Genomic DNA, 12,373 nt, shown 5'->3' with positions numbered 1-12,373 from the left:
TACCGCTACCGCCGATCCGCGCCGGTGACGTGCTCTTCGGCCCGGCCGTCGGCGAGGTCGTCGCCGCGGGCGCGGGCAGCCCACTGTAACCGGGAGACGCCGTCACGCACCTGCTCGGGAGGCACGAGCCCGCGCTGGTGGCCGCAGCCGACTCGACCGGCTGTGCACCGAGCTGGGCTACGCCTCGATGGTCGTGCCCGGCGACCGATTCCCCACGTTCATCCGGCGGTTAGGCGCGGCGGCGCCCGATGGCATCGACCTTGTGGTGAACACCGTGGGCGGCGAGCAACTGACCGTGACGCCCAGCAGGTGTTTTCGATCCTCGGGTGAACGTGTATTGCGTGCTGAACACCACGCCGACGACAGGAGGCCACCGTGGGCGGCGATCGGTCAGTCGGTGGCCGGGGCGGGCTTGCGGGCTAGGTCGTAGGCGAAGCTGACCGTTTCTGTCAGGCGGCCATCGATCGCGTACGGGCCGAGTTCGGTCATGAGGTCGACATCGAAGGCAGGGGCGCGGTCCGCGAGCACAGACGGGGGCAGAAAAGATGTCGAGCGGACGTGCCCGGCGAGTTCGACGATCGTCCAGTGATGCTCGGCCGTGAACTGGTGCCGTTCGGCGGGAGCAAAGCCGGCGCGGGAGAGCACGTCCTGGTCGGGGTCCGCCTGTCGCTGTTGCTCAGCGCCGGGCGGAATCCGGCTCGTTGCGCCCAGGGTCTCCTGCCACCTGCGCAAGAGACTTTCGAATGCCTGCTGCCAGGCCAAAGGACCGGCCCATGGGCTCGTCGACCAGCAGAGAGCCAGGTAACCGCCGGGTTCGAGCCAAGTGAGGGCACGTTGGGCGACCAGGTCACGGCGGAGGCGGTGGAAGGCGTTGCCGATGACGATCAGTTCGACGCTTCCCGCCTCCATGTCCAATTCCTCAGCTTTGGCGGTAATGGCCCGGAAGTGGGCCGTGTCCATGGTGGCGGCTGCCTTGGCGCGGATCACGTGCGTCATGTCGAATTCAGCGTCCACTGCCCACACATCCGCGAACCGGTCGCGTAGCGGGAAGGCGAGCTGGCCGGTGCCACAGGCCAGATCCAGCAGACGTCCATGCCCGGATGGGGACGTGCGGCGGCTCAGGTCGGTGAGCATCGCGTCAGGGTAGGAAAGCCGGAAGCGGTCGTAGTAGGTGGCGGTGCCCTGATACAGGTCTGGTTGGAAACCCACCTCGTTGGCCATGCGGCAACCCTCCCACGGGCCTGCTTCACCAGGCGGCGGCCTGTGAGTCGCCCTCCGCTCATCCAGCACCGCGGAGTCTTGAGTTGACGGCCCGGGGACATGGCCGGGTGTGACGATGGCGGTGTGGATAGGCTGGTCGGGTGATCGAGACGGAACGACTCCTACTGCGGCCTCTTCGCGTCGAGGACGTAGGCGCGTTCGTTTCGCTCCATGCCGATGAGCGGGTGAACCAGTTCGTCGGCGCCTACTCGCACCAGCAAGCGTTGGAACGGCTGGCCTCGGTGGAACAGCAGTGGGCCGAACGGGGTCACGGGTTGTGTGCCGTTGAGCTGAAGTCCAGCGGAGAGTTCATCGGCCGAGTGGGGCTGAACTACTGGAAGATCTTCGACGAGGTGGAACTCGGCTGGACGCTGAAGGCCGAGACATGGGGCCATGGCTATGCGACCGAAGCAGCCCGTGCGTGTCTGGCATGGGGGTTCACAACCTTGGACGTGGACTACTTCATCTCGATGATTCGTCCTGGGAACACCGCCTCGGTGCGGGTGGCGGAACGGCTTGGCTTCGCCCCTCTGCGCGAGGACATACTGTTCGGGAATCCGGTCGCGGTGTACTCCTTGGACAAGCCAGCCAGTGCCTGAAGTACTCGCCGGTGAGTCCTGAAGATCAACGGGCTTTCGTTCTGCAGGACGTACCGTGCCACGTTCGTGCCGAGCGTGATCCCCGCCTCGTCGGCCGACCGGGTGTGGATACCGGAGAAGACCGGGCGTCCACGTTCTCGTCCGAGAGCTGCTTCCAGGCGGTGTACGTCCTGGTCACCCCGGGCGCGGTGGGGCTGGTCAGTTCGAACGGGGCGGTACGCGGCCCGACCAGCGCCGACAGCACGGTCTGTGCGGCGCCCGCATAGGTGTTGTGGCCGCTGGGGTAGTCCGGATGAGCGGGGGTGGTGTGCAGCGGCGTCCAGTCCGGGTCGGGGTCGATGGTGCCGGTGCGGATCGCGGTGACGGGACACCAGCGTTCGTAGGCGTACTTGCTGTCGGAGGTGGCAATCTGTGTGTCCACCAGCGCCACGTGGAAGAGCGCGACCAGCCGCGCCTGCCAGGCGATCCCCTGGTCCGTGCGCGAGAGCGCCACCCGCAGCGGCTCGGTGTAGAGGGTGAAGGATATGCCCAGCCAGAATGCGGCGGTCTCGGTCTGGTGGGCGCTGCGCACCGTGCTCTCCGCGGCGCCGTACGCCCGCAGCTCCTCGAGGTCGGCGGCGTACCACTCGGAGTCCAATGCGGGCGGAGGCCCGAGCCGGAACTGGCTCTGCGTTCTGAGCAGGAACGGCTTGGCCAGACGATTGCCGTACTGGGCCGCCGGTGCGTACGCGGGCGGCGTCGGCTGCCACACGCCCGGGCCACCGCGATGGTCTCGGCGGTGGCGTCGTACCAGGCGAGGGACGTCAACGTACGCCGGCCGCCGAGGCCTGTGGAACGGCGACGGACGCGGTCAACAGCGCTGCCGCACCCAGGACTACGAGGGCGGGCCGCATTCTGGTCGAACTCACGTGATCTCCTTCGGTTTCGGTAGGGGTGAAAGAGCCGCTGAGGCATGAAGAGGGCGAGGTGTGGCGCCCGCGCCACGTGGGATCAGGTCCATTCCTTGGAGCGGGGAACCGCGCCGGCGTGGTGCTCCGACGCGGTTGCGGACAGGCGAGACGGCGGGGCGGTGCCGCGCCGCGAGGACAGCAGCAGGGCCACGGCGAGCAGGCCCGCGCAGACACAGGAGGCCAGCGCGTACCCGGTCCGAGGTTGACCGTCTCCCGCGGGACCGGAAGCGGCGTGCAGATAGACCGCCGGAACGGCGCTGAGGCAGATGGCCGCCGCGATGCGCTGGGCCATCTGCAGGACGCCGCCGCCCACTCCCGCAGCCTCGGCCGGCGCATGCTGCAGCACCTGGGTCTGGTTGGGCGAGACGGTGAGCCCTCCGGCGGTGCCGGACATCAGCTGCGTCCCGGCCAGTGCCATCGGCAGCGCCTCCGCCGGCACGCAGAGCGCGACCACCGCTCCCGTCAGGGCGGCACCGAGGCCCAGGGCCAGGCCGACAGTCACCGTACGCGGTCCGATCCGTCGCACGAGCCGCCAGGCGAGGGCCGAGGAGATGCCCATCCCGACCGCCCCGGGGAGGGTGACCGCCGCCGTGAGCAGAGCGGACAGACCGAGGCCGCTTTGCAGGAAGACGGTGAGTATGAGGAACGCGGCCAGTGAGGAGCCGAACTGGGCCATGGCGACGGCCGTGCCCAGCCTGTACGGCTTCGACGAGGTCAGCGCGGGGTGCACCAGCGGCTGACGGCCCCGCCGCACCCGTAGGCGCTGGTGCACGGCGAAGACAGCTGCCAGCGCCCCCACCGCGATGCCCCACAGCAGTGCCTCTCCCCCGCCGTCCGGGGTGCGGATGAAGGGCACCATCAGCGTCAGCGTGCCGCCGCAGAGCAGACCGAGGCCGAGAACGTCCAGCCGTGAGTTGCGGGCGGTGCGCCTGGGCGGAGGCAGCCAACGGGCCGCGAGGATCAGGGTGAGTACGGCGCACGGAGTGCTCAGCAACAGACAGCACCGCCAGCCCACCTCGGGGCCGAGTCCGGCGACGAGCGCACCGCCGAGTGGCGGGCCGAGGGCCGTGGCCACGCCGCCGGTTACCGCGTACAGGCCAAGCGCACGCCCACGGGCCGGACCGTGGAAGACATCCTGAATGGTGCCGATCACCTGCGAGTTGACGAGCCCGGCTGCAGCACCCTGGACCAGCCGGGCACCGGTCAGGGTCCCCGGCTCACCTCCGGTCGCGGCCGTCACCCCGGCCAGGAGGAAGACCGCCACCCCGGCCATGAAGAGACGCTTGCGCCCATGCAGGTCACCGAGGCTGCCACCGGGGACGAGGGCCAGGCCGAAGGCCAGCGAGTACCCGGCCACGATCCACTGGACGTCCGCCCCGGTGGCCCCGAGCGACTGGCGCATGCTCGGGACCGCGATGTTGAGGACAGCCTGGTCCAGCAGGGTCGTCGCGCCCGCCGCCATGCACACCAGCAGCACCCGCCGTGCGACGCGGTCTTCTCCCGGGAGCACTACGCCCGCCGGGACGGCCGCGGCAGGCCCAGGTGATCGCGCCGTGTGCGGCCCGTGTAGTGGGTGCGGAACCGGCTGCGGCGGCGCAGCTCGGGGATGACGCGCTCGGCGAAGGCGCCCAGGCTGCCCCGCAAGTACGGAAAGATGGCGGTGGGCTCGGGGTCCTGGCTGCTCGGCCCCGTGTTCGCCGGGTCGTCGGCCGCGCCGGTGCCGCAGGCGGTCGCGACCAGGCCGGCGAGGGCTGAGGTGGCGGCGAGCCGGAGGACGGTGCTGCGGCGCATGGCGGATCGTGCTCCTCGGGTGCCTGCGACGGGGTTCATACGGCGGCTGCTCTCAGCCCTGCTTCGAGGTCGGCGATCAGGTCGTCGACGCCCTCGATCCCGACCGACAGCCGCACCAGGCCGGGGATGACCCCGGCCGCGGCCTGCTGACCGGCGTCCAGTTGGGCGTGGATGGTGGAGGCGGGATGGATGACGAGGCTGCGTACGTCGCCGGTGTTCGCGAGATGGCTGAACAGCCGGACCCCCTCGACAAATCGCCGGCCCGCCTTCAGGCCACCCGCGAGTTCGAAGGCGAGGACCGCTCCGGCACCGCGTGGCAGATACCGCTTGGCCTGCGTCCGCCATGGGCTGGAGGGCAGGGAGGCGTAGTGCACCCGCGTCACCTGGGGCTGTTCCTCCAGCCATTCCACGAGCGACTGGGCGTTGGCCACGTGCCGTTCGATGCGCAGGCTGAGCGTCTCCAGACCCTGCAGGAGCAGGAAGCTGTTGAAGGGGGACACGGCCGTTCCCAGATCCCGGACCAGGCGGGTGCGCAGGCGCAGCGCATGGGCAAGGCCAAGGTCGGAAAAGGAGTCCCAGAAGGACAGGCCGTTGTAGGTCGGATCGGGGCGGGTCAGCCCCGGCCATCGATCGGGGTCGGCACCGAAGTCGAAGTGCCCGCTGTCCACGACGACCCCGCCGATGCCGGTGCCGTGGCCGGAGAGGAACTTGGTGGTGGAGTGCACGACGATGTCGGCGCCGTGCTCGAACGGGCGCAGCAGGTAGGGCGTGAGCACGGTGTTGTCGACGACGAGGGGCACGCCGACCTCGTGGGCGATGCGGGCCACCGCCTCGATGTCGAGGATGTTGCCGCGCGGATTGCCGATGGTCTCACCGACAAACGCCTTCGTGGTGGGACGTACCGACGTGTACCAGGCGCCCAGGTCGTCCGGGTCGTCGACGAAGGTGACATCGATGCCGAAGTCGGCGAAGGTGTGCTCCAAGAGGGTGCGGGTGCCGCCGTACAGGGACGACGAGGCGACGATGTGATCGCCTGCGCGTGTCAGGTTCAGCAGGGCGAGGCTCGTCGCGGCCTGACCGCTGGCCACGGCGACCGCGGCCGATCCGCCCTCCAGCACCGCGATGCGCTCCTCGGCCACGGCGGTGGTGGGGTTCGACAGCCGGGTGCAGGCGTGGGTGGTCAGGTCCTCCAGCGCGAAGGCCGCCGCGGCGTGCGCGGTGTCCCGGAAGACGTAGCTGATGGCCTGGTGGATCGGCACCGCCCGGGCGCCGGTCGTGGGGTCGGGGATGGCGCCGGCATGCACCTGCCGGGTCTCGAAGGCCCAGTTACTCATCCGTTCTCGGCCTCTCGCTTCACCAGGACGTCGGACCACCACCGCTCGGCGACCCGCGGATGCGAGCGGAGCCAGCCGGTGACCGCGTTCTCCCCGAAGGCCGCGAGCAGCGGGTTGTCCGGGTCGTCGGTCACGCGACGGCTCAGTGCCGCCAACTCCGCTGGGAGTTGGAGTGGCTTGACGACCGCGTCGAGACGCGGGCCGAGGAAGAAGGGAATCGAGTAACGGTGAATACCCGGTCGCGGACTGACCACCCGGTGCTGAGTGGCCTTCAGATAGCCCTGGGTCGCGATCTCCAGCATCTCGCCGATGTTGAACACGAACGCACCGGGTACGGGCACCGCGTCGATCCATGTGCCGTCCTGGTGCTGCACCTGGAGGCCGCCGACCTCGTCCTGCTGCAACAGCGCGAGATAGCCGTAGTCCTTGTGCGCACCCACGCCCTGGTCTGCGTCCTCGGCGGCGCGCGGCGGATAGTGCACGATCTTCACATGGACGGCAACCTCGTCGTCGAACCACTGGTCGAAGTAGCCCTCGTCCTGCCCGAGCGCCGCCGCGAGCGCCCGCAGCACCTCACGGCTCACCCGCAGGGCATCCGCCTGCCACCGCAGCACGATGTCCCGCAGCTCTGGTAGCGCGGAGGGCCATTGGTTGGGGCCGATCAGGCGCAGGTAGTCGGGATCGTCAGGGCCGGTCTCGAGCGCCGCCCGCTCCGGGCCGATGTCGATCTGCTCGCGCCAGTCGGCGCTGCCCGCCGTGTATTCGGTTCCGGTGCGCGAATAGCCGTTCTCCAGCCGCTGCTCCTCCGGCACGGCGAAGAAGCGGCGGACCGCGGTCAGCACCTCCTGCCGCAGTGCCGCTGACACACCATGCCCGGTGACGTAGAAGAAGCCCACCTCGTGGGCGGCGGAGCGGAGTTCGGCGAGGAAAGTGTCACGGTCCGCGTCCGGGGCGCGGAAGCGGGAGATGTCGATCACAGGCAGGGCTGTGGACTGGGCCATGGGAGATTCCTTCACGGCAGGGCGGACGCGCGCTTCACAACTACGCCCGAGGAATGACTAGTTGAGGGCGAAAGAAGGCAGCAGGCAGAAAGAGAAGAACGAGATCGCGAGCCGTCGAACGGCGATCAGCAACAGACCTGGTCGAACTGGTCGGCGCGGCGGCTCACCCAGAACGGGTCGAGCAGCACCGTGTGTGCCGTGCCAGTGGTCTCCATGGCCGGATCAAAGCACACCCGGAAAGATGCGTCCACCATGGGTCCCAGCGGGTGAGATGCCCCTGCGCCCATGGTCGACCTTGACATTCACAGGGGCGGACGACATACGTTGAAAGGGAAAGTTGCTGACAGGTGGAGGCTCTGGTGCACGTACTGGGCGCGGCACCGCAAGGTGCGTGCACTGGTGCGCGGCTGATCACCCGGCGGCACGTCGACTACTGCCGCACTTCCTCCGCCGTCTGTCCTTCCGTACACGCCTGACCCCTGTCGGCCAGTCCCGCCGGCTGTCTCGTCGTGGCCCTGTGGCCGCGAGTCGTCGTGTTTCCCGGAAGGATCCCCATGTCCGGCCCCGCCCTGCATCTTGCCGTCGAGCTCGACGGCGACGGCGCCCACCCCGCGGCCTGGCGCCGCGCAGCCCACTCCCCCGATCAGCTGCTCACCCCGCGCCGTGTGGCCCGGGTCGCCGCCATCGCCGAGAACGCCGGGTTCACCCTGATCACTCTGGACGACGGCGTGCTGCCGCCCGGTTCCGCACCGGATCCGGTGGGCCGGATCGGCGCGGTGGAGCGGGCGGCCTTCGTCGCGGCGTCCACGAGCACCATCGGGATCGCGCCCGTCGTCCCGGTGACGTATGCCGAACCCTTCCATGTCTCCAGCCAGTTGGCGTCCCTTGACCACATCTCCGCCGGTCGCGCAGCGTGGGTGGTCACGGAGGAGGAGCGTCCCGAGGCGGCCCGCTCCTGGGGGCGCCCGCTGGTCGCAGACGCCGACGCGCGGGCCCGGGAGTCGAGGGACGGGGTGGAGGTGGCCCGTGCCCTGTGGGACTCGTGGGAGGACGACGCGGTCATCCGGTCGGTCGCCACAAGCCGCTACCTCGACCGGGAACGGCTCCACTACATCGACTTCAGCGGTGACACGTATGCCGTCAAGGGCCCGGCGATCGTGCCGCGCCCGCCGCAGGGGCAGCTCGTCGTCCTGGGTCAACCCGACCGAGTTCCGGCCGCACAGCTCGACGTCGCTCTCGTCGAGGGCCGCGACCCCGCGTCGGTCGCAAAGGCCGCCGCCGGCGCCGGTACCCCGCGCGTGTTCGCCGAGGTCGAGGTGGCGCTGGACACCCCACGGGGCACGGCGGCCGAGCGCGTCGCCGACCTGGAACGGCACGCGCCGTGGAGGGACCGGGAAAGGCTCCGGCACATCGGTTCCGCAGACCAACTTGTGGCTCTTCTCGGCCGGTTGAGCCGTCACGTCGACGGCGTACGGCTGCACCCGCTCGTGTTGGACGAGGACCTGACCGTCCTCTCCCGCCTCGTCTTGCCGGCCCTGTCCGAGCGGCGTCTCGTCGCCCGTCCGCTGCCCGGTACGTCCCTGCGCTCGACCCTGGGTCTGGAGCGCCCCGCCAATCGCTTCGCCGCCGCTGCCCCGGCCGGCCAGGAGGACGCCCGATGACCCGCACCGATCCCCTCGACGTCCCCCGGCCGCACGCCCAGCTCCACTTCGGGGTGTTCTTCCAGGGCGTCAACCACTGGACCATCTGGTCCGCCCCCGACAGCGGCTCCCAGATCGACCCCACCTCCTTCCGCCGGGTCGCCCAGACCGCCGAACGCGGCCTATTCGACGCGTTCTTCCTCGGCGAGGGCCTCCGGCTGCGCGAGGTCGACGGCAAGATCCACGATCTCGACGTGGCCGGACGGCCAGACGCCATCACCCAGCTCGCCGCGCTGGCCGCAGTCACCCGTCGCATCGGCCTGGTCTCCACATCCAACTCCACCTTCAACGAACCCGCCGATCTGGCCCGCCGCCTCTCCGGCCTGGACCTGCTCTCCGAGGGCCGCGCCGGCTGGAACGTGGTAACCACAGACAACGCCTGGACCGGCGCCAACTTCCGCCGCGGTGGCTACCTCGACCACGCCGACCGCTACCGGCGCGCCGAGGAGTTCCTCACCGTGGCCCGCGCCCTGTGGGACGGCTGGGCGGACGAGGCAGTCGCCGACTCCGCCGCCGCGCCCGCCTGGTCGGCACCCGGCGCCGTACACCAAGTGCGCCACAAGGGACCGCAGTTCGACGTCGACCTCGCTCCGACCCTGCCACGCAGCGCCCAGGGCCACCCCGTGATCTTCCAGGCCGGTGACTCCGGCGAGGGACGCGACTTCGCCGCCCGCAACGCCGACGTCATCTTCTCCGCGCACGGCACCGACTTCGACGACGCGCTGGCCTTCGCCGACGACATCCGGCGCCGGCTGCGCGCCGTCGGGCGGCCCGACGACGACCTGCGGATCCTGCCCGGCACCGAGATCATCCTCGGCGCCACCGAGGAGGAGGCCCAGGAGAAGAAGCGCTGGATCCGGCTCCAACAGGTCACCCCGACCACGGCCTTGGGGATCGCCGGGCTGCTGTGGGGCATCGACCTGTCCGACCGCGACGCGGACGGGCCGCTGCCGAAGGAGGATCCGGTCGTCAGCGAGAACGACGGCTCCTTCGGCGCCCGGCGCATCGCCGACCCGCGCGCCGTCGTGGCCGAATGGTGGGCGAAGGCGGAGGCGCACGGCTGGTCGCTGCGTGAGACCGTCATCGCGCTCGGCCCGCAGCGCGGGCACGTCGGCACTCCCGCCCGCCTGGCCGACAAGTTCGCCCACTTCGTACGGCACGGCGCGATCGACGGCTTCAACGTCACGCCGTACCTCATCCCTGACGGCCTCGACGACATCGTCGACCTGCTCGTCCCGGAACTGCAGGAACGCGGCATCTACCGCACCGAATACACCGGCACCACCCTGCGCGAGAACCTCGGCCTGCACGCACCGCTCACCCACCGGTCCGCACCGGACCGACGGCAGGCGGGCTGAACCCCCGGCCGACCCTTCCACTCAGGACTGAGTACACATGACTGACAAGAAGCTGTCACACACGGACCGGAATGCGGGTCCGGCCGACGCCCGTTCTGAACTGACATGACTGTTGGAGTAGCGCTCAACGCGTCCGACGCGCCGAACCAGGTCGACGCCACCGTCCAACTGGCCCAGGAGGCCGCAGAGTTCGGTGTTACGTCGGCCTGGTTCGGGCAGACCTTCGGCGCGGACTCACCCCAGCTCGCGGCGATCGTCGGGCGCGAAGTGCCCGGACTGCAGGTCGGCACCTCCGCGATCCCCGTCTTCGGCCGCCACCCGCTGCTCGTCTCCAGCCAGGCCCAGACCGCCCAGGCCGCGACCCACGGCCGCTATCACCTCGGTCTGGCCCTGGGCACGAAACTGCTGACCGAGTCCGGCTTCGGCCTGCCCTTCGAACGACCCATCGCCCGGCTGCGCGAATTCCTCACCGCGCTGCGGCAGTTGACCGAGACCGGCACAGCCGACTTCCACGGCGAGCTGCTCACGGCCACCACTCCAATCCCGGCGCGGGTACCGGGGGCAGAGAACGGCGTCCCCCTGCTGGTCGCCGCGATGGGGCCGCAGGCTCTGCGGGCCAGCGGCGAACTGGCCGACGGGATCCTGCCCTACCTGGCGGGACCGCGCGCCCTGGCGGACCGCATCGTGCCCACCCTGACCGTCGCGGCCGAGGCCGCCGGCCGCCCCACGCCCAGGATCGTGGCCCTGGTGCCCGGGGTGGTCACGGACGACGTCGACGCGGTGCGGGCCAAGGCCACCGAGAACCTCGCCTTCTACGAACAGATCCCTTCCTACGCCCGGGTCATCGAACTCTCCGGCGCACGGCGGGCCGCCGACCTGGCCGTCATCGGCGACGAGAAGACCGTCGAGGCCGAGGTACGCCGCTACCGTGACGCCGGCGCCACCGAGGTCGTGTTCTCAGCCACCGAGATCGCGGGAGAAGCCGATCGTCGACGGACCTGGCGACTCCTCGGCGAACTGGCCCGCTGAGTACACCCGTCGGCTCGACAACCCCCTTGCACCCCTGCGTCCCCTGCCGAAGGCACCCACGGAACAAAGGAGATTCCCCATGACCACCGAGGCCGCCACCACGGACCTGCACGCCTTCACCGAGACCTGGCTGGAGTGGTACCGCGCCCAGGAGACCCGGCTCGCCGCCCCGCACGGGTTCCTGGCGATCACCGGCCTGCACTGGCTCGACGACCGGCCACAGCGCTTCCCGGACGCGCCCGGCGCGTGGCGCACCGGCCCCGAAGGCGTCGTCGTAGACCTCGATGACGGCGAGGAACTGGTCGTCGACGAGACGCCGGTGCACGGTGAACACCGCTTCGGCGTGCTTCCCGAGCGCGGCGGCGTCGACGCCGTGTGGGGAGACGCGGTCATCGAGGTCGCCAAGCGCGGCGGCCACGACATCGTGCGTCCCCGGCACCCGGACGCCCCGCTGCGCACGGCCTTCACCGGAACGCCCGCCTACGCCCCCGACCCGCGCTGGGCCGTGACGGGCCGCTACATCCCCTTCGACACGCCGCGGCCGACCACCGTGGGCGCCGCGGTCGAGGGCCTTGAGCATGTGTACGACGCTCCCGGCAGGGTCGAGTTCGAGCTGGACGGACGCCTGCTGTCGCTGACCGCGTTTCCCGGCCCTGGTGCGGGCCGACTGATGGTGCTGTTCACCGACGCGACCTCCGGAGTCACCACCTACGCCGCCAACCGGGCCCTGTCCCTCGAACCGCCCGCCGCCGACGGCACGGTCGTCGTGGACTTCAACCGCGCCGCGAACCTTCCGTGCGCCTACACGGACCTGGCCACCTGCCCGCTGCCCCCGGCCGAGAACCGGCTGCCGGTGGCCATCGAGGCCGGTCAGAAGATCCCCCGCGAGCGAAGCGGCTCCTGAACCGGACACACTCTCGCCCCGGACTCCCCTGACGAGGCGTCCTTTTGCGCCATTGACGTACGCCAAGTCTGGTCCGTACGATCACGAACGGCATTGAGTGTCAGCGTCAAGCCCTGGCTCGCTGACCGGCAACCCTCCCGCGCGGCGGGGTGCTCCAGGTGAAAGCCCGGCGGGATCACTGACGATCTCTGCAAGCGCGTGGCCCCGTGACCGGGGCCGAAAATGTGGAGGACCGATATGCGGCACGGTGGTGACCTCAGCGCCCGCTTCGCCGGCGCCACCGTGTTCTCCCGGCTCTCGCGTCGGCGCCACATCGACCTCAAGCGCTCGACCAGTTGTCTCTGTCAGGCCTGACGGGCCTTCCCACCGCTGGTCGCAGTACGGCACCTGCCATCGCCGCACCCGCCTGCGCCTGATCTCCGTCTGTCTTTGATCCCGCGTTTCGCC

12 protein-coding genes and 1 riboswitch are annotated in these 12,373 nt (G+C 70.3%); of the genes, 6 read left to right on the top strand and 6 right to left on the bottom strand.

The window, feature by feature from the left end:
- Positions 1–390: 390 nt before the first annotated feature.
- Positions 391–1,221 carry a class I SAM-dependent methyltransferase gene (locus ACGFNV_RS36855; protein ID WP_393628687.1) on the bottom strand — a complete coding sequence of 277 codons (831 nt, stop codon included), beginning with the start codon at positions 1,219–1,221 and terminating at the stop codon, positions 391–393.
- Positions 1,222–1,361: 140 nt separating this feature from the next.
- Between ACGFNV_RS36855 and ACGFNV_RS36850 the strand changes: the two genes are divergently transcribed.
- The gene (locus tag ACGFNV_RS36850; RefSeq protein WP_393628685.1) at positions 1,362–1,859 is read left to right on the top strand and encodes a GNAT family N-acetyltransferase; all 498 of its coding nucleotides are present in this window, start codon (positions 1,362–1,364) and stop codon (positions 1,857–1,859) included.
- Positions 1,860–1,884: 25 nt separating this feature from the next.
- Here ACGFNV_RS36850 and ACGFNV_RS36845 read toward each other — a convergent pair whose 3' ends face one another.
- The 5 genes from ACGFNV_RS36845 to ACGFNV_RS36825 all read right to left on the bottom strand — a co-directional run bounded on the left by ACGFNV_RS36845 (position 1,885) and on the right by ACGFNV_RS36825 (position 6,935).
- The gene (locus tag ACGFNV_RS36845; RefSeq protein WP_393628683.1) at positions 1,885–2,610 is read right to left on the bottom strand and encodes a vanadium-dependent haloperoxidase; all 726 of its coding nucleotides are present in this window, start codon (positions 2,608–2,610) and stop codon (positions 1,885–1,887) included.
- Between the two features lie 239 nt (positions 2,611–2,849).
- Positions 2,850–4,319 (bottom strand): MFS transporter, encoded by a 1,470-nt coding sequence (locus ACGFNV_RS36840; protein ID WP_393628681.1) that lies wholly within the window; start codon positions 4,317–4,319, stop codon positions 2,850–2,852.
- Positions 4,319–4,600 carry a hypothetical protein gene (locus ACGFNV_RS36835; RefSeq protein WP_393628680.1) on the bottom strand — a complete coding sequence of 94 codons (282 nt, stop codon included), beginning with the start codon at positions 4,598–4,600 and terminating at the stop codon, positions 4,319–4,321. The genes ACGFNV_RS36840 and ACGFNV_RS36835 overlap by 1 nt, the downstream gene beginning before the upstream one ends.
- A 35-nt stretch (positions 4,601–4,635) precedes the next feature.
- Positions 4,636–5,934 (bottom strand): O-acetylhomoserine aminocarboxypropyltransferase/cysteine synthase family protein, encoded by a 1,299-nt coding sequence (locus ACGFNV_RS36830; protein ID WP_393628678.1) that lies wholly within the window; start codon positions 5,932–5,934, stop codon positions 4,636–4,638.
- Positions 5,931–6,935, bottom strand: a complete 1,005-nt coding sequence (locus ACGFNV_RS36825) for an isopenicillin N synthase family dioxygenase (RefSeq protein ID WP_393628676.1) — start codon at positions 6,933–6,935, stop codon at positions 5,931–5,933. The genes ACGFNV_RS36830 and ACGFNV_RS36825 overlap by 4 nt, the downstream gene beginning before the upstream one ends.
- Before the next feature lie 554 nt (positions 6,936–7,489).
- Between ACGFNV_RS36825 and ACGFNV_RS36820 the strand changes: the two genes are divergently transcribed.
- The 5 genes from ACGFNV_RS36820 to ACGFNV_RS36800 all read left to right on the top strand — a co-directional run bounded on the left by ACGFNV_RS36820 (position 7,490) and on the right by ACGFNV_RS36800 (position 12,280).
- Positions 7,490–8,596 (top strand): LLM class flavin-dependent oxidoreductase, encoded by a 1,107-nt coding sequence (locus ACGFNV_RS36820; RefSeq protein ID WP_393628674.1) that lies wholly within the window; start codon positions 7,490–7,492, stop codon positions 8,594–8,596.
- On the top strand, positions 8,593–9,993 hold the full coding sequence (locus tag ACGFNV_RS36815) for an NtaA/DmoA family FMN-dependent monooxygenase (protein ID WP_393628672.1): 1,401 nt from the start codon (positions 8,593–8,595) through the stop codon (positions 9,991–9,993). Before ACGFNV_RS36820 ends, ACGFNV_RS36815 begins: the two co-directional genes overlap by 4 nt.
- 105 nt (positions 9,994–10,098) lie before the next feature.
- Positions 10,099–11,022, top strand: coding sequence for an LLM class F420-dependent oxidoreductase (locus ACGFNV_RS36810; RefSeq protein WP_393628671.1), 924 nt, complete (start codon positions 10,099–10,101; stop codon positions 11,020–11,022).
- A gap of 79 nt (positions 11,023–11,101) precedes the next feature.
- A complete protein-coding gene (locus ACGFNV_RS36805; protein ID WP_393628669.1) occupies positions 11,102–11,926 on the top strand; it encodes a DUF1684 domain-containing protein in 825 nt (274 codons plus the stop codon).
- Between the two features lie 89 nt (positions 11,927–12,015).
- A riboswitch (SAM riboswitch) is annotated at positions 12,016–12,129 on the top strand.
- A 19-nt stretch (positions 12,130–12,148) separates the two neighbouring features.
- Entirely contained in the window at positions 12,149–12,280 is a 132-nt protein-coding gene (locus ACGFNV_RS36800; protein ID WP_311318808.1) for a putative leader peptide, read from the top strand.
- The last annotated feature ends 93 nt before the right edge of the window (positions 12,281–12,373 follow it).

This window comes from Streptomyces sp. NPDC048751 (assembly GCF_043198595.1).
Taxonomy (GTDB): Bacteria; Actinomycetota; Actinomycetes; order Streptomycetales; family Streptomycetaceae; genus Streptomyces.
Note: the sequence above shows the minus strand (reverse complement) of the source record. Positions and strands in the feature narration are given on the sequence as shown.

Excerpts from the sequence above, each read along its gene's own strand:
- ACGFNV_RS36855 (WP_393628687.1), bottom strand. The coding sequence starts at position 1,221 with ATGGCCAACGAGGTGGGTTTCCAACCAGACCTGTATCAGGGCACCGCC.
- ACGFNV_RS36835 (WP_393628680.1), bottom strand. The coding sequence starts at position 4,600 with ATGCGCCGCAGCACCGTCCTCCGGCTCGCCGCCACCTCAGCCCTCGCC.
- ACGFNV_RS36830 (WP_393628678.1), bottom strand. The coding sequence starts at position 5,934 with ATGAGTAACTGGGCCTTCGAGACCCGGCAGGTGCATGCCGGCGCCATC.
- ACGFNV_RS36825 (WP_393628676.1), bottom strand. The coding sequence starts at position 6,935 with ATGGCCCAGTCCACAGCCCTGCCTGTGATCGACATCTCCCGCTTCCGC.
- ACGFNV_RS36820 (WP_393628674.1), top strand. The coding sequence starts at position 7,490 with ATGTCCGGCCCCGCCCTGCATCTTGCCGTCGAGCTCGACGGCGACGGC.
- ACGFNV_RS36815 (WP_393628672.1), top strand. The coding sequence starts at position 8,593 with ATGACCCGCACCGATCCCCTCGACGTCCCCCGGCCGCACGCCCAGCTC.
- ACGFNV_RS36810 (WP_393628671.1), top strand. The coding sequence starts at position 10,099 with ATGACTGTTGGAGTAGCGCTCAACGCGTCCGACGCGCCGAACCAGGTC.
- ACGFNV_RS36805 (WP_393628669.1), top strand. The coding sequence starts at position 11,102 with ATGACCACCGAGGCCGCCACCACGGACCTGCACGCCTTCACCGAGACC.
- ACGFNV_RS36800 (WP_311318808.1), top strand. The coding sequence starts at position 12,149 with ATGTGGAGGACCGATATGCGGCACGGTGGTGACCTCAGCGCCCGCTTC.